Genomic DNA, 17,690 nt, shown 5'->3' with positions numbered 1-17,690 from the left:
TTCTCCTTTTCCCTTTTAGCTCTTAGCGCTACTGCATTTGGGACGCCCTGAGCGTAGCGAAGGGCTGCATTTTAAGCGCCTGCGCCCCATCAATGAGAACCTTTTACAATCAACTGATCAAAAGCTACTGTTTGTGCGCCATCTACCCGCATGCCAAAACAATTACCATAACCACCGGTAAAGGGTAACACGTTCTCGACTTTATCATTGATCAAAAAGAAGATCGAATTATTTTTCTTTTCAATGGAAAGGGTATTCATGTCGTTGCTGTGATGAATGTTTTGTGAAGGCGTCCAGTTGATAATGGGCTGCCAGTCGCCGTTTTTCATAGAACCAATGGAGTAATAACCGCTGGCGGTTATATAGTATACAAAATAGGAATCGCTGTCGGTGTCGCCGCAGAAGTTAATGCCATAGGCTTCATCGGGTTCATTGCCCCATTGCGTGGCGCTGGCCGAAACACTGAAATTCTTTTGAATATCCAGGTCAAACTTCACGGTGGCATGATAGGTTAAACTATCAGTCAACCCTTTGATGATGTATTTTCCGTTTACAAATTTGAATTCACTGTTGGCATCTCTTCCTGTATCCCAGATGCTGTCGGCATCGTCGCTAAAGTCGTCGTAATACATGCCGTTCTGCAGCGTAATCCCATGATCGGCTTCTGCGGTTGTAGTTGCAGTACTTTCCGCAGCTATCACCGGGTTTTCTTTTGTCGACGCCGTATGCATAATCGACGACGATGGCGCAATTGGCGGCTTTATGCGATTGGCCATTGTTTTATGGCCCACCGGAACCGACACCGAATCAACAGGTAAAATAGTAGCTGTTTCGTTATCACCGCGCAGATCCTTGCGGTTATGCGGGAAAACAGCCCACATGCCCATCATAAATGCACTGAACAGCAACACTCCCATGGCTGTGAAAGCCACTTCTTTCTTTTTGCCCGAAACCACTGCCGGTAAAGCAACAGGCTTATTGAATATCCTGGTAACCGTTTTTGTTTTGGTTTTGCTATGGTCTGCCGGGTTGCGGCTTTGCGTGTTTTCGATACTCGCTTTGTACAACAGTTCGCGCACCTGCCGCGAATCGGCTATACGACTGGCCGCCTGCTTGGTTAACAAACCATGCAGCAATTGCAACAGCGACGGTGGCAAAAAGCGATGTGAAGGCAAAACCAGTTCGGGCACCGGACCCTCAATAACCCGGTTTATATGCCACAACAGGTCTTCATCCTTAAATTCAAAAGGTACCGAACCGGTTAAACATTCGAATAACACAACGCCCAGTGAATAATAGTCGGTAGGTGTTGATACCGTTCTTGAGTGATTGAACTGTTCGGGCGATGCATATTCATAGGTTAGCATTGATGAACCGGTAACCGTATTGGTTTGCTCGCGTAATTTGGCAATACCAAAATCGGTTAATAAAAAATGTATCTGACCGTTGTGCAAACGGCGGTACATGATATTTTCGGGCTTTATATCGCGATGCACTACGCCCTTTGCATGAATGGCATCCAGCGCATCGGTCATATGATGTACAAGACGAATAGCAGTATCAACATCGAGCGTACCCCAGTCTTTTAACAGTCTGCGCAAATCGCCGCCTTCTATCAGTTGCATAACAATATAGGGCAGCTCGGCATCGAGGTGTACGTCGACTATTTTTACAATATGATCGTGCTGAATAGATTTCATGATCTCCGATTCGCGCTGAAAGCGGCGCAGCGTATCGGCATCGGTGTTAAAGGCAAAGTGCTTTATGGCAACCAGTTCGCCGGATACAAGATTCCGGGCCTTCAGCACACGGGCATTGCCCCTGCCTATTTCGCCCAGGATCTCGTATCCCCTGAAATATTCTTTAAAAATTGAAGTTGCCATATATTATTGCATCGCGGTATTGATCATCTGTAAAGAATGATTGTTACTGCTACTATCTGTTTTATATAAATAACTAACCGGATACTTTATGTTTTCAAAAATCATATTCTCGAATCGCAAATGCACCGGCACATTCACTTTAATGCCTGTTTCGAATCCCTTCAGGTGCATGTTTCTGATAACCATGGTATCGCCTGCTTTGGCAGTTGTTTTGTTTATTTCCAAAGCAGTTATACGCACGCCTTTTTCTTTCAATGGAATTAACACCAGGTTTTTGCCTACACTATCGGCATAATGCTGAATATCTTTTACATTCCTTGTAGCAGCTAATCGAATGGTATCCGGCGCCAGCGCTGCAGCAGGACCAGCCGGCGCAGCATGCTCACCACTGAAAATAACAGACTTCTTATGCGCCGTATCGGTTGCATTATCCTCAGCGTGAACAGTTGCAGGACCGTTATTATTTTGTGAAGATGCAGGAGTTGAATCTTTTTTTATAAAGAAGAACCACGAGCCGGTTGCCAGCAATACAATTACCAGCATACTCCACCCAAACCATTTATTTCCTTTACCTGATTTTTTTACCGGTTCTGTTTGCTCACCGGTTTCAGGTTGTTTTTGGTTGTTGTTGTTTTGCGGCTGTTCAGCAGATTCGCTTTTTTCTTTTGGCAGCGGTAGTGGCGCCGAACCGTTTTTTGATTTAACAGTCTTTTTTACTTTGGTACCGTTCGGTTGTTGTTTGGGGCGATTATTCTTTAACAGCACCACGGTTATATTATCCTGACCGCCCATTTCATTGGCCAATGCAATGAGATTGCTGATCTTTGTTGTTAACCCCACATTGGTAGTCAATATGGTAGTCATTTGCTGCACAGTGATCATATCGGTCAAACCGTCGCTGCACAGCAACAAACAATCACCGGGCAACAGTTCATCCTTTCCGTACTCAATAAAATCATCATCATCGATGCGGTGTATGGCAGAACCAACTTCACGCAATATCTGGTTACGTTGCGGATGACTCATGGCTTCGCGCTCGCTGATTTCACCGGCATCTTCGCGCAGCCCTACAAATGAATGATCTCTGGTTAATTTTTCGAGTGTACCTTTTCTAAACCGGTACATTCTGGTATCACCCACATGTGCAAAATATACTATACCGGCAGCGGTATCGGCAACGGCAGCAGTAAGCACACAACACATTTCGCCATACTTAGGGTCCTGTTTGCGTTCTTCGGCAATACGGTTATTGGCAAAGATCACCGCTTCACGCAACATGGTAAGGGTATCGCCCTTAGGTGTTTGCATGTATTGATCTATCGAATCGCGGGCAATGGCCGCAGCGCGTTCGCCGCCGGCATATCCCCCTACTCCATCGATCACCACCAGCAAAGCTTTATCGGGCGACCACAGTTGCCTGCAGGTGAAGGTATCCTCATTTTCCTTCCTGCGCATTCCCGGATGCGTATTGCCACTGATCAACATAGTTTTCATATTAGCGTGGCAGGTTTTTAAAGTGCCGTATTAATAAAAAAATCACAAATACAAACAGCGCTATCGATGAGATGGTGTTTATCATGGGTTTATAAAAGCTGTTTAATCTGAAGAGTAACCATACCATTCAATAATACCTGGCTTTTATCGTCAAGATCGAACCAGCGTGGATTGTCGGCATCACTTTTAGCGATCACCGTTTCATTCACCCTTGTTTCATTGTTACTAAAAGAAGCGATCTGGAACTTATTCTGCGATTCGTTAAACCGGATACGTGCATGCGGGTTACTCACAAAAGCCGATTCAATCAACAGGTAATTGCTGTAACCAAGGTTTTCAGGTTCTTTGCGGGCAATCACTATTTCAGTATCCTTCATTATATACGATGCATCTTTGTTTTTATCGGCCATAAAGTATTCGATCTTCGCAAAACCGCTTTCAACATTACGTGGTTGCTTCAGTACGGTGTTGCTGGTAATCGAAAGATCGGGATTGAACTTAATGGTGAAGGTGCCGTTCTCGGCAAAATGAATATGGCGCAGCACATCGAGGTTGATATCCATTTTATCAAAAACATTGGTTGCTTTCGACTTCATGGTTACCCTGGCTGTATTATGCCGGTCGATGCCTGCACTGCCGGCCGGTTTTAAACCGGTAAGCATGCCTACGATTCGAACATCTTCAACACTTATTTTTTCCTGGTTAAAATCGGTACCGGGCGCAAACCTGAATTGCCAGTGAAACGACACCGGCGACAGATCGTCGTAGTTCTTTTTGTAGGTTTTTAACTTATGGTAAAATGCTTTCAGGGCTTCTTTAACAATAACAGGCAGGGAAGGGAGCCGTTCTTCGTACACTTCGGGGTGAAGAATGATTAGATAGTGCATGTTGAACAATAAGCTTTTGCCTACTGATTCTCTTTTGCAGGAATTATCAAAACAATCGAGCAATTCTTTTAAAATGTAATTATTGGTTACCGGACCGTTGATTTGACGCTGGTCTTTACTCTCCGGTAAAATGATTGATTTGAGGGCTGCAAAAAAATCACCTGATTTTTTCTTCATGGGAATCCCCGATTTAGTGCTGTTGACGGTTATCATTAATTCAAATTAAAAATAATCGATTTGGGAATGTGCGCATCGTAAAGAAAACTTAAATGTGTTCAAAGCGGAACGATGTTTGTAGGGGAAAAATCATACCGGAATTGATTTAACAATTCCTCAATATTGCTTTAACGAAAGATTAGGAGAAGGAACACAATAAGCACCCCCGGTTACCAGTTACCGGTTACCAGTTATCTGTTCCCCGTTAACCTGTCAACCTGTTAACATGTCAACTTATAAACTTTCAACTTCCAGCTTCAGACTTCCGACTTCCGGTATTTCTACTGATTAAAAATCCGTGATTATACTGTTTTTTCAACACTGTTAATAAAATACCTTTTCAATCAAATTCAGTTGTTACCAATCCGTTCAATCAACTGAACTCCCCTTCCTGCCCTTTATTAACATAGAAAAGCACTAATTCCATAACCAGTTACAAATCACATTCTATGAGCAGGGTATTAAAAATATTCGCTTCTGCCGATGAGCAGCCCAACATCATTAACGGATATCCCGTGATTGAAAAGTATGATGGTTTTGTATTAGCCGAAGTACCGGCTAACAAAGTGAAGGATATTCCAACCACATTTTTGTATGAAGACATAACCGACCAGTACCGTATAAAAACGGGTACGGGAAACATCGACACTTCCATTCCCCGGTTAACTGGTCCCGGTAAAACAAGCGCCCACCCCGCTTATTCAGGTAAAGACAAAAAGGCATTGCCGGCAGGTAAACACCATTACCTGGTACAGTTTATCGGACCCATAAAACAAACATGGCTGGCCGGTGTAAAAAAAGCAGGCGGCGAACTGCGCGACCCGTACGGCGGCTTCACCTACATTGTACGAGCCACCGATAAACAAATGCAAAAGGTAGTAACGCTACCGTATGTACGCTGGGCAGGACATTTGCCTTATGAAGCAAGAATAGAAAGAACCTTGCTGAAAAAGCTGCAGGCCCAAAGAACCAAAACAGAAGGCAGCACACCGCTTCCCCGCACCAGACTTATACCGCATGTATACACCGTTGAATTTTTCGGCCCCAAAGACGTAGCCAATTCGGTTACCGCGGTTAAAAAACTGGGATTTAAAATTCTTACAAAAGACCCGAAAGGTAAAATACTCATTGTTGAATCAGAAAGAACAAACCGCATTACCGACCTGAGCACCGTGCATGGTGTTCGCCGCATCAATGAACGCGCCATTAACCGGCCCAGCAACGATGTGGCTGCCGACATCATGGGCACAAAATTGTCTATGGGCAGCACCAATGGCAGTTTGGGATTAAGCGGCAAAGGTGAAGTGATTGGCATTTGCGACACGGGGCTCGACACAGGTGATCCCAACAATATTCATAAAGATTTTGTAAATAGAATAAAGTGGATAAAGAGTTATCCCATTACGCCCGACTTCAATTCGTATATCAACAACCCCGGTGGCAATGACGGCCCTGCAGATGTTGATGAAGGACATGGCACGCATGTGGCCGGTTCGGTATTGGGAAGCGGCGCCAGCTCTACCGGTTTGTCGGGCATACAGGGGCCCATTCGTGGTTTGGCCTATAAAGCGAAACTGGTTTTTCAGGCAGTTGAACAGGAGCTTGACTGGAAAAAGCCTTCCGACCTGCAGAACTATGGCCGCTATTTGCTGGCAGGCATTCCTACCGATTTGAAAGACCTGTTTTCGCAGGCTTATCAAAAAGGCGCCCGTATACATTCCAACTCTTGGGGTGGCGGTAAAGCAGGCGAATATGATGAACAGTGCCGGCAATTGGACCAGTTTATTTGGGAGAAAAAAGACTTTTGTGTGCTGGTAGCCGCCGGTAACGATGGCACTGATAAAGATGGCGATGGAAACATCAACCTTATGAGTGTAACCTCGCCTGCCACTGCCAAAAACTGTATAACGGTAGGCGCCTGCGAAAACAAAAGAATAAATTTTAACAATGAAGTATATGGCAACTGGTGGCCATCAGATTATCCGGTGGCGCCTTATAAAAATGCGCCCATGGCCGATCAGCCCGATCAGGTGGTTGCATTCAGCAGCCGTGGTCCTACCCGCGATAAGCGTATCAAACCCGATGTAGTAGCACCCGGCACGTTTATTCTTTCAACGCGTTCAACCATGATAGCGGCCAATAACACTGCGTGGGCGCCATTTCCTGCCAGTAAAAAATACTTTTTCATGGGAGGTACCAGCATGGCCACACCCCTTACTGCCGGCGCTGTAGCACTGATACGCGAATACCTGCGAACAAAACAAAAGATTACCAAACCTTCGGCAGCATTACTCAAAGCAACATTAATTGCCGGCGCTGTACGGCTTCCGGGAACAGCGTCGAACGGTGTTGCAGGCGATAATCACCAGGGATACGGGCGTGTAAATCTCGATGCGATACTGTCACCAACCGGTGGTGCAAAGGCGGTGTTTACAGATGTGAATAAAGGGCTGTCTACCGGTGAAGCATATTCTGTTACGATACCTGTTAAAGCCAATAGTAAATCGTTGCGTTTGGTATTGGCATATAGCGATTACCCGGGAAGTGCGCTGGTGAATAACCTTAACCTGATACTTACCGGCCCCGACGGCAAAAAGTATGCAGGCAATCAGTCGGTGAATGGTTCGGTGGCTTTAGATACTATCAACAATGTAGAAGTGATCGAAATAAAAAATCCAACGGCCGGTTCGTGGAAGGTAGATGTTATTGGATCGAACATTCCGCAGGGACCGCAGGACTTTGCGTTGGTGTATTTAGCGTGAATGGTCAATGGTCAATGGTGAATGGGGCAACAGCAAATTACAGGCATATTGCTGAAGGGTTAAATATAAAAAAGTTTCAGGTTACAAGTTATAGGTTCCTTAGACCTGCAACCTGTACCCTGAAACCTGAAACAATTGTTTATTACAAATTGCTCATTGCCTATTGTTTGACGACTACAATGTCTTTATCGTCACTTTTCCGGCAACTAATTCGGGGATGATTAAACGCTTTTGTTTGGCATCGAGATAAAAATCTGCGGGGCCGGCAAATACAGGCCAATCGAGTTTGGTTGCTGTTTTGGTGATCAGATCAATCTTTTCAACAAATCCTGCAGGATGGTCCATAGCGCCCCAGTCAGAAACGATCAGGGTGTTTTTATCTATCAAAGCCAGTCCGTCGAATCCACCGTGTATATTACCGATTGCTTCATACACCGGCTTTTTATCCTTCCAGCTGATTACGCCGATTTCACCACCCTGCAGGTTCTCGAAACTAAAACTGCAGGTGTATAAACGGCTGGTAGCTTTGTCGTACCACAGGCCATTGGCGCCTTTTACATCAGCTACCGGTAGCACCTGGCTGGTTTTGAGGTTCACTTCAAACACTTTTCCAACATCTGTTGCCGACACAAATAAGGTATTATCATCTTTTACGGTAAGGTCGTTGGCAAAAGAGGTGTTTGTTGAAGCCAGGCTTACTTCGGCTACCTTTTTACCCGAAGCAAGGTCAATGCCTACAATGCGATCGATATCGGCCACATATAGAACGCCTTTAATAATAGCGGTTCCTTTTGGCGCATTTAACTTTTCGGTAGTAATGGAAGCCGTGATTATTTTACCATCAGTGGCAACTTTACTAATAAAACCATCTCCGTCTTTTTCAGCGGGCGCAAGCGCTTTGCCGATATTGGTTACATAAAAAAATTGTCCGTCGGAATTAATGCTTTCCGGGTGAGCCAGTTCTGTTTCCTGAGCCATGGCGTTTACCATAAGCGCCATACCTGCCAGTAATGAAATGCTTCTTCTCATTCTAAAAATTTTATACCGCTAAGGTATTCAGAAAAGAAGGGCGGGCGGTAACGTTAAAAGCTCAATTAATTGCAGTTTTAGCTCTGATGCTGTTGGGTGTAGTACCGAATTTCTGTTTAAATATTCGTATAAAATGGGGGATGTTCTCGAAACCGCATTCCATAGCTATTTCAGATACCTGTTTACCGGTATGCAGCAATTCCATTTTTGCATGCTCAAGACGTTGGTCGTTGATCCATTTTTTGGGTGCGCTTTGATACTGCTGCTGAAAATCGCGTTTAAAAGATGCCAGGCTTCGGCCAGATAATTTTGCCAGTTCTTCGAGCGACAGCGGCTGAAACAAATGTTTTCTTACAATATAGTCAATACTGAGGGGCTGACCGAAAGCGATGCTTTGCAAAAAAGCGAGTACCTGTTGCTTTTGCGGGCCGGCCAGTAACAACAGCATCAGTTCCTGCATTTTCAGTTGCAATATGCTTTCAAGCCCATCCACCGTTTTACCAAAATAGCCCATGAACTGGTTTTTAAACCCATCGAGCAATTCGTTGGCGGGAATAACGAGATGAGATGACGTTTCGATTGCCTTTGTAGTGGTTAAGTGATGATTATGCAGGAATTTTTTTACAAACTCATCGGTAAAGAACAGCAACATGGCTTCGTAGTTCAATCCATCAGGCACAAATTCCGACATCACATAAATTCCTCTTTTCATCAAACCAATATGTCCTGCCTCTGCGATATAGGTTTGATCTTCAACATGCAGCAATTTATGGCCCCGCATTACAAAAATAATAGTGTGCTCGGTAATGAAGCTGGTTCTTTTACCGGCGGCTGAAGCCTGCCTGTACCGCGCAAAAGGCGTGTCGCCAACCTGCAGCGCATCGGCGCCCGACTGATTAATGGAGGAAGGGTATCGCAATAGCATACTGCAAAGTAACTAAATAGTCCGAAAGTCGGAAAAGACCGAAGGCCGGAAAGAATGATACATTCACGTCAAAACGCTTCCATAAACCGAAGCCGTGCCACGGTTTCCTGACAACGCAAATGAACCATGGCACGGCTGGTTTACTTCACAATCAATGTATACTTATACACATTTATATAGCTCCAGCCGGTTTCGTATTCTTTGCGTTCTGTTACATAACCCGCGTTGTTATAGTGGTAATTGTAATAATCGGTTATAAGGTCTTTTCCGGGAAAAGCAACCGTATGTGTGCGCGGATTGTTTTTTGACGAAATAATACCTACTGTGGGGCCTGCTATATTCGGATTATCATCATAATCAACCCATTCTTCAACGCGGTCGCTGTTGGCAGCCGTTTGATCGTCGTACACCGCTTTTACAAAATTGCCTTTATCGTCAATGGTGAATGTATAAACGTACGAAATCACTCCATTTTCAGCATATGTTTCAGTAATCGTGTGACCGGTATAGCTGTATTCGTATGTATTCAACAACGCATTTGTTTCACTATGATACACCTGTATCAAAGCCAATTTGCCATCACTATTGTAAGTATAATTATTTTTAGTACCATAACCGGTATAATAATAAGTGTTTATTACCTGCGTTATCTGCTTCTGATCGTTATAACTGTATTCACGCAAAAGCTCAACAAAAGCACTGGGGCTCTTTGGTTGCCGGTTAATACTTTTAATCAGCTGCCCGCTAACGTTGTAATAATAGTTAACGGAATTCAACCCATTGCGTTGAACAGACGATAGCAGGTATTCGTTTGTATCAACATCATGATGTTTTTTGCACGAATACAACAGTAAAAAAAGAGCACACAGTAAAAACATTTTTTTACAAAGGGAAAGGATATTCATATCGTTTAAGGTTAACATTTAAAAGTAAGTTATGCATCCGGGTTCTTCAGATTAGAAAACACATTTGCATAACAGTTATTATTAATATCAACCTACGCCTTAAATACAAGACACCGGCAGGCATCATTTCGTTGCCCGGTTTGGTAAAGGTTTTACCAATTTTTATGAATAAATTTGAGAAACAACAAAAACAAAACTATATGACTGCTTCTAATGGAAGTCCGGTTGTTCATTTTGAAATCGGCTGTAAAGATCTTGCTAAAACAACTGAATTTTATACCGGCCTTTTTGGCTGGACGCCCACGAGCATCCCCATGACCTCGTTAATAAATACCAATGCCGATGGTATTCAGGGGCACATCACCTCGCTGGGGCATGAGCCGCATAACTATGTAACCTTTTACATTCAGGTAGAAGACATCAACGACAGTTTACAAAAGATAGAAGCCGCAGGTGGTAAAAAAATAATAGGGCCCATTACGCTGCCCGACAATAAAAAATTCGCCTGGTTCAGCGACCCCGAAGGAAATATGGTTGGATTGGTAACAAGAGCATAACATTCGTATGGCATACCACGGCATGCAATCGGGTGCCGGTTTTTTTCACGCAAAATAATGCGAAGGATTTTTTGCCTCTTTTGCAACCGTTGAAAGCGAATTAACGTTTATATTAAAGGTAAACAGTGAATCAATGGGCACGACTGTGCAACTATGCTTCAGGAAACGAAGCAACATCGCTTAGAACGATAATTATGTAAAAATCGTATGAATCGTTACAATTTTTTCTTATGTTGTAACAGCAAATCGTTCCCGGGATTCCTGTTTGCATCAATTGATCTTAACGAGTGTTTGTTTTTTAAAAACAGGTACTGTTTTTGACCAATAAATAGGTGTTAGAATGACGTTTAATTATTAATTTGCGCGTCCATTCATTTTACTCCGATTGCAGGATGAATCCGAATTGCCAGATGATCTTATTGTAAAACCTGCAAAATCTGAATGATTATTATGCGAAACCTATTATTTTTTGTTTTTTTTGCTTACACCACCTCTTTTGCACAACCAACCAGCTACACAACAGCCAACGCACATTCACACAACGATTATCAGCAAACATCGCCGTTTTATGCTGCGTACAATTTATTGTTTGGCTCCATTGAAGTAGATGTTTTTTTAAGCAATGACGAGCTGCTGGTAGCGCATACCGAGCGCGATCTTCCGCAACACCGTACCCTCGAAGACCTGTACCTGAAACCTTTACAGGGTTACATACAAAAAAATGGCGGGTATGCGTATGCCGATACTTCGCGTAAACTGCAGCTGATGATCGATGTAAAAACGGAAGCTGTTGCTACCCTTAATAAAATTATCGACGTGCTGATGAAATATCCTGAGCTTACAAAATGTAAGTCGCTGATAATTTTAATAAGCGGTAATAAACCTGAACCTTCCAATTACATATCGTATCCTTCGTTCATCTGGTTCGACGGGTTATTAACGTTGCACTATTCAAAGGAAGCGCTTACCCGTGTTGCCATGCTGAGCGACAATTTCATTTCTTACTCAACCTGGAAAGGCAACGGAAAAGCGCCGGAGAAAGACATGGCTGCGCTGAAAAAAGCAGTTGACAAAGGCCATGCGCTGAAAAAAACCGTTCGTTTCTGGAACATTCCCGATTATCTTGATACCTGGCAGCAATTAATGGAAATCGGCGTAGATTATATCAATACCGACAGCATAAAAGCCCTGGCCCAGTTTTTAAAACAGAAAGGCGGAAAGATCTGATACAATGACAATATTTAGCAAAAAGCCCCCGGTAACATTAACCGGGGGCTTTTTCAGTTTATTAATATACACAGCTTTTATTACTTCATAAACTTTTTATGGATCTCATCATACAACAACAGGTAATCATTGCTTTTACCATCCTTATCAAATATCGATTCCCAGGTGCTTAATGGTTCCCAGATGCAGGTGCCCCTGCCTTTGCCGTTGGGTAAATTGAAACCAATTTCATTTACTTCGTTCTTCAATTGCGAGTATTCAACGATGATAATATCTTTATTGTAATGCGTTGCCAGATCATTGACATTTTGTTTCAGATCGGCCAGCGTGCCATGCCATTTGGGATAATACGATAACCCGATCACATCAAAGGGTACACCCCTTGCAATCATATTGTCAAGAAAAAAATGACATTCATCATTTTGTCCGCCAAGAGCCAGGTGCAGCATGGTAGCCGTAGCCGGACTCACTTCTTTTACCGCAACCATTCCTGCATATACCAAACGCGCCAGGTTATCGGGGTAACAGATCAATCCATCGGGCCATATCATACCATGATTTATTTCGTTGCCGGGTTGCACCATATCGGGCAAAGTTCCCTGTGCTTTTAACTGCTGCATTACCTGTTTGGTATAATCATACACCGATCGCTCCAGTTGCGACATATCTTTATTACGCCATGCGGCGGGTTTGAATTGTTTACCGGGATCGGCCCAGTAATCGCTGTAATGAAAATCGAGCAGGAATTTCATACCGGCGTTCTTTATTCTTTTGGCCATTTGCAGGGTATGCGCTATATCGCAAAACCCTTTTTTGGGCGAGTACCCGCTATCGGCAGCCGGATCGTTGAAGATGCGCAACCGTATATAATTAAACCCATGGTCTTTTAATATTTGTAACGCATCTTTCTTTACGCCCTTATCAGAAAATTTGATTCCTTTTTCTTCGAGCTCCGGCAAAAAAGAAATATCAGCACCCAGCATTTTGTCAACAGGTTTCAACAGCGGCTTTGGTGTAACCGGATATGCAACTGCCGGCACTGAATGCGGTGCGCCCGACTGAACGGTATGAATATCCGTAGACCCGGGAAATAAACCGGCAGCAGTTGCCTCGAATTTCACCACATCAGTTTGTTTACCGGCCTGCACAATTACCTGGCATTTACCATTGAACAAATGCCGTTGCCAGTTACCATCACCGCATTTATCGGGCTCATGGCTGCTGGGATCGCCATTGCCAACGCCGATAATTTTCATATCACCGGTAATGCTAAATTTGATCAGGTCATTGGCATCGGGCACTTCGCGGCCCTGTTTATCGGTTACAGTAATGTTAATCACGCAGGCGTCGGTACCATCTGCCAGCATCGTAGTTTTGGAGGGTGATACTACAATTTCATAAGCAGGCCCGGTAGTTTCTACGCGTGAGGTGATCTTTCGGCCTTGTTTGTAAGCCACGGCTTCCAGCACACCCGGTTCAAAAGGAATATTCCATTCGAGGTGGCGGTTACGCGGCATATCTTTTTTACCAACACTTTTTCCGTTCAGGAACAACTCAACATTATCGGCGTTGCTGTTTACCCATACATTCACCGGTGTTCCTTCTTTTCCATCTGTGCCGTCTTTAGCGTGATTCCAGTGTGGCGATATATGCAATACATCTTCGTTGGTAAACCACGACTGATAGTAGTAATAAATATTTTTAGGAAATCCGCACATGTCCATCACACCAAAATGCGAATTGATATTCGGCCATTCAAAAGGAGTAGGCTCACCACGGTAATCAAAACCTGTCCATATAAAACCACCCATCCACCACGGACGATCTGCAGCCAGCGTCCACCATTGTTCGGCGGTGTTGGCCCACCAGGGAGCGGTGATATCCTCATCGGGCACATAGCCCGCAACAGAATCTTTTATATAAATACCGCGTGTGGTAACAGTGCTACCCATTTCAGTTCCCAATATCGGTTGTTGCGGATGGTCTTTATGATAAGGATCAACACCGGCAATGCGGTAATTGAATCCGCGAACAGGTATCACTTCGTTCACGCCCTTAAATATGTTCGCCACATCGGCGGCATACGTGCTGGTTCGTGTAGGGTCTAATTCCTGTTGACGAGCAAGCAATGTTTGCGCTATGCGTTTGCCAACAGGATTGGTTTGCACATAATTTTCTTCATTACCAATCGACCATAGAAAAACGCTGGCGCGGTTGCGATCGCGCAATATCAGTTTGTCTAACTGGTTTATATATTCGGGACTGCTGTTCAGCAACCGGTGCTCATCGAGCACCAGCATGCCGATACTGTCGCAGGCATCGAGTAATTCGGGTGTGGGTGCGCTGTGACTGGTGCGATAAGCATTCACCCCTAATTCTTTCAACTTGTGAATGCGGTAATACTGCAGGTAATCGGGCAAAGCGCTGCCCACGCCTGCATGATCCTGGTGGCAATTAACGCCTTTTACTTTTGTATAACGACCGTTCACATATAAACCGGTGGCATCAATTTTAATGGTGCGTATGCCAAACCTGATCGATTGACTATCGGTTGTTTTGTTGCCTGATATTATTACCGGAACAATACGATACAGGTATGGCGTTTCGGGCGACCATAAAATGGGTTGCCGCACGGTCAGTTGTTGTTTGATGACTTTGGTTTCATTGCCTTTTAATGATACATTTTGTACAAGACCGCGCACCACTACCCTGCCTTCCCTGTCGGTAACATATCCGGTAACCGTACTGGTAACAGGTAAAGCGTTTCGATTTACAATTTTTGTTTCGAGTGTTATGGTGGCTGTATTGTTTTGCACCGTGGAATAAGCAAAAACGCCGTCTGACGCAAAATGAAGGTTATTGTAACTGTTCAGCCATACATGTCGGTAAATGCCGGCGCCTTCATAAAACCAGCCTTCATATTGCGAAGCATCGGCCCGAACAACAATCACATTATCTCTGTCGTAATGCAGGTAATCGGTAATGTCGTACGAAACGCCGCAATAGCCGCTTTCATTATTACCCAGATAAAAGCCGTTGATCCAGATCTTACTGTCTCTGAAAATACCATCGAACTGAATTTCAAAACGCCGGCCGCTGTCTGACCGGGATATGCGAAAATGTTTTCGGTACCAGCCAATACTATTTTGCGGATATAAGCCGCCTACCGGTTTATATCCGTGCGACATCACATCGGGATTGTCTGATTTTTCAAACGGCAGTTCAACGGCCCAGTCGTGCGGTAACTGTACTGTACGCCAGCTGCTGTCGTTGAAGCGCATATCAATCGCCGTTTTTTCGGCCTTACCTGATTTGGAAAAGATATTGGCTATTTTGAAATTAAAATCTTTGGCCGGGTCGGCAGCATGGCCCAGACTGAACTTCCAGTTCTCATCAAAATTAATATGTGTTCGCTGCGATTGCGCCGATGCGGATATGAACAAGCTACTAATCAACAAAGCAAACAATAAGCAATAACCGTTTCGATTCATATAAATTTTTCTATTCTGATTTTTTTAAATTCTCGCAAAGGCGCCAAGGCGCAAAGCTTTTTCTTCGCGTACTTAAAGGCCGCTTAACGGGCCAACTTTGCGCCTTAGCGCCTTTGCGCGACATATCCTATCCTTAATCAGCAAACGCCTTCATTGCAACCGTCGGCTTGCCATTATTATCAAATGCCCCCAATGTATATCCCTGCCAGTTATTGTAACATTCGGGTTCCCAGTAAAACACCCCTAATCCGTTATTATTGGGAACCGATTTTGTTTTGCTGATCAAATCGGTAATAAACGACTGGCAGGCCGATGCATCCGTATACGGCATGCCCACTTCGCAGATCATAACCGGTTTATTGTATCGCGATACCATATCGTTCATATTGGCCAGGCAATTGGTGTTATACGATTGCCAGTTGGCGGCAGTGGGATACAACGACATGCCAATAATATCCCAACTGGCGCCATTGCTTTTCAACCCATCAAATAGCCATCGGAATAAAGTATTATCGTACCCGTTTGAAATATGAACGATCACTTTTATAGAATCGTTGATGGCCTTCACCGCTTTGTAGCCCGAACTGATCAACGCAGCAAAGTTGGCCATATTGGTTGAAGCCTTTCCATCGGGCCACAGCATGCCATCATTTGTTTCGTTGCCGATTTGCACCCACGAAGGTACAACGCCACTGCTGCGGAGCGTGTCGAGCACGCTGTACGTATAGCTATAAACGGTGTTCTTTAAGGTAGTAAAATCATACCCACTCCAGGCAGTTGGCTTTGTTTGTTTGGAAGGATCGGCCCAGCTGTCGCTGTAATGAAAATCGATCATGATCCTGAAGCCCAACTTTTTTGCCCGTAGCGCTTTTGTTACCAGATCGGCATTATTACACCATCCGTTGGCAGGGTTTACCCAAACACGCAGCCTGATTGAATTGATGCCCAGGCTTTGCATCAGTTGCATGCATTCCATAGCAGTGCCGGATGCATTATAAAATTTATATCCTGTTGCTTCCATTTGTGTAAGCCAGCTTACATCGGCTCCTTTTACAAAAAAAGTGGTAACAGAGGAATCGGTTGTTGAAGCGGCTTCATTTTTTTTACAGCCAAACACCGCCACCAATAAGATGCAATAAGCCCAACGGATTGTTTTCATTTATACAAACTATTTATTAAGAGATTGCCATCCTTCGACTTCGCTCAGGACAGACGAAATTCATCACACCTTACTTTATCGTATACGAATAATTGCCGGCGCCGCCGCTTAAATCTAAGGTAACGGTAAAGGTGCCTGTTTTGGGAACAATTATATCGCTGCCATTATTTGCCAGGTTGCCCTTTGCATCTACACCTATCTGGGTGCTCCAGCTGTCATCGCCTTCAAATTTAAATTTGGTGCCTGCGGTAAGACTCACATTGGTGGCCGTCCACACATTGGTCGTAGTACTAAAGGTCATGGGCGTTGCAGATAAACTCCAGCTATTAAAATCACCAGCCATTCTCCAGGAAGTTGGTTTATAAGATATCGTCAATGCATTTACATCAACATTTACTTTACAATAGGCCGGGCCTGCAACATATAAATTACCACCGGTGGCGCTTATTGTTGTAGCGCTTGTACCCCAGCCATAATTAATACCGTTCCAATTGGGCATGCTGCAAAGTTTAAACTTATTATCGGCAGCGGTAAAGTTAATATACCCTTCATAAGCGCCATCGCTTTTGGGGGCAGCCACTATCCAGCCGGGCTGATCGATCTGAGTCCACGACGGTGTTAAGAAATCTCCGGCTATATACAGCTTTGGAAAAATCAGCACTATTTTATACGGAGTAACCGTCATGGTTATGGTAGAAGAAAGCGTTGGCACAGTTGATACCGTTCCGGTACTTTGATTTACATCGGCATATAGGCGTACCACCAGTGTACTGGCTGAGCCCAGGGGTAATCCCAGCTGATTCAGCAACCGGTTAAAATCTGTTCCCAGATACGATTTCTGCAGTGTGTTGGTAGCTACAGTAACCTTAACGGCGTTGGCCCACGCACTGGCGCCGCTGGTATCGGATGGCATATCGAACAACAATGTATAGGTATTTGCCGACGTAAACCCGTAATTGGGTGCATCCCATTTAAAGGTAACTACGTTAGCCGAGTCGTTACTTGTTGATAAAACAACCTGCGATGCTGTTGTTGTAAAACCTGTAATACCGGCAGGCTGTGTTAATACCGTTTCACCAATATCTTTTTTACAGCTGTAAAATATGAGGGCCGTGAAGGCCATCAGTAAATATTTATAATGGAATATTTTCATAA

General features: G+C 44.2%; 12 protein-coding genes. 3 read left to right on the top strand and 9 right to left on the bottom strand.

Annotated elements, in window-relative coordinates; translation table 11 throughout:
• Nucleotides 1–89: 89 nt before the first annotated feature.
• From AC59IL_RS32680 to AC59IL_RS32670, 3 genes are all read right to left on the bottom strand, one after another.
• Nucleotides 90–1,883, bottom strand: coding sequence for a serine/threonine-protein kinase (locus AC59IL_RS32680; protein WP_496556455.1), 1,794 nt, complete (start codon nt 1,881–1,883; stop codon nt 90–92).
• Between the two features lie 3 nt (nt 1,884–1,886).
• Nucleotides 1,887–3,377 carry a PP2C family protein-serine/threonine phosphatase gene (locus AC59IL_RS32675; protein WP_496556454.1) on the bottom strand — a complete coding sequence of 497 codons (1,491 nt, stop codon included), beginning with the start codon at nt 3,375–3,377 and terminating at the stop codon, nt 1,887–1,889.
• A gap of 89 nt (nt 3,378–3,466) precedes the next feature.
• Nucleotides 3,467–4,441 (bottom strand): FHA domain-containing protein, encoded by a 975-nt coding sequence (locus AC59IL_RS32670; protein WP_496556453.1) that lies wholly within the window; start codon nt 4,439–4,441, stop codon nt 3,467–3,469.
• A 488-nt stretch (nt 4,442–4,929) separates the two neighbouring features.
• Here AC59IL_RS32670 and AC59IL_RS32665 point away from each other — a divergent pair, with 488 nt between their 5' ends.
• A complete protein-coding gene (locus AC59IL_RS32665; protein WP_496556452.1) occupies nt 4,930–7,242 on the top strand; it encodes a S8 family serine peptidase in 2,313 nt (770 codons plus the stop codon).
• 174 nt (nt 7,243–7,416) lie between these two features.
• Here AC59IL_RS32665 and AC59IL_RS32660 read toward each other — a convergent pair whose 3' ends face one another.
• From AC59IL_RS32660 to AC59IL_RS32650, 3 genes are all read right to left on the bottom strand, one after another.
• Complete coding sequence (locus AC59IL_RS32660; RefSeq protein ID WP_496556451.1) at nt 7,417–8,271, bottom strand: SMP-30/gluconolactonase/LRE family protein; 855 nt, start codon at nt 8,269–8,271, stop codon at nt 7,417–7,419.
• 61 nt (nt 8,272–8,332) lie between these two features.
• Nucleotides 8,333–9,196 carry a helix-turn-helix transcriptional regulator gene (locus AC59IL_RS32655; RefSeq protein WP_496556450.1) on the bottom strand — a complete coding sequence of 288 codons (864 nt, stop codon included), beginning with the start codon at nt 9,194–9,196 and terminating at the stop codon, nt 8,333–8,335.
• A gap of 140 nt (nt 9,197–9,336) precedes the next feature.
• Nucleotides 9,337–10,101 (bottom strand): hypothetical protein, encoded by a 765-nt coding sequence (locus AC59IL_RS32650; RefSeq protein WP_496556449.1) that lies wholly within the window; start codon nt 10,099–10,101, stop codon nt 9,337–9,339.
• A gap of 200 nt (nt 10,102–10,301) precedes the next feature.
• Between AC59IL_RS32650 and AC59IL_RS32645 the strand changes: the two genes are divergently transcribed.
• Both AC59IL_RS32645 and AC59IL_RS32640 read left to right on the top strand, forming a co-directional pair.
• The gene (locus AC59IL_RS32645; protein ID WP_496556448.1) at nt 10,302–10,658 is read left to right on the top strand and encodes a VOC family protein; all 357 of its coding nucleotides are present in this window, start codon (nt 10,302–10,304) and stop codon (nt 10,656–10,658) included.
• Between the two features lie 450 nt (nt 10,659–11,108).
• A complete protein-coding gene (locus tag AC59IL_RS32640; protein ID WP_496556447.1) occupies nt 11,109–11,885 on the top strand; it encodes a PI-PLC domain-containing protein in 777 nt (258 codons plus the stop codon).
• 80 nt (nt 11,886–11,965) lie between these two features.
• Here AC59IL_RS32640 and galA read toward each other — a convergent pair whose 3' ends face one another.
• From galA to AC59IL_RS32625, 3 genes are all read right to left on the bottom strand, one after another.
• Nucleotides 11,966–15,376, bottom strand: coding sequence for a beta-galactosidase GalA (gene galA / locus AC59IL_RS32635; RefSeq protein WP_496556446.1), 3,411 nt, complete (start codon nt 15,374–15,376; stop codon nt 11,966–11,968).
• Nucleotides 15,377–15,509: 133 nt separating this feature from the next.
• The gene (locus AC59IL_RS32630; RefSeq protein ID WP_496556445.1) at nt 15,510–16,535 is read right to left on the bottom strand and encodes a glycoside hydrolase family 53 protein; all 1,026 of its coding nucleotides are present in this window, start codon (nt 16,533–16,535) and stop codon (nt 15,510–15,512) included.
• A 70-nt stretch (nt 16,536–16,605) separates the two neighbouring features.
• The gene (locus AC59IL_RS32625; RefSeq protein WP_496556444.1) at nt 16,606–17,688 is read right to left on the bottom strand and encodes a SusE domain-containing protein; all 1,083 of its coding nucleotides are present in this window, start codon (nt 17,686–17,688) and stop codon (nt 16,606–16,608) included.
• Nucleotides 17,689–17,690 lie beyond the last annotated feature (2 nt).

Source organism: Niastella sp. sgz303648, assembly GCF_059587045.1.
The sequence above is the reverse complement of the archived record's forward strand: the minus strand, read 5'-3'. Positions and strand labels throughout refer to the sequence as shown.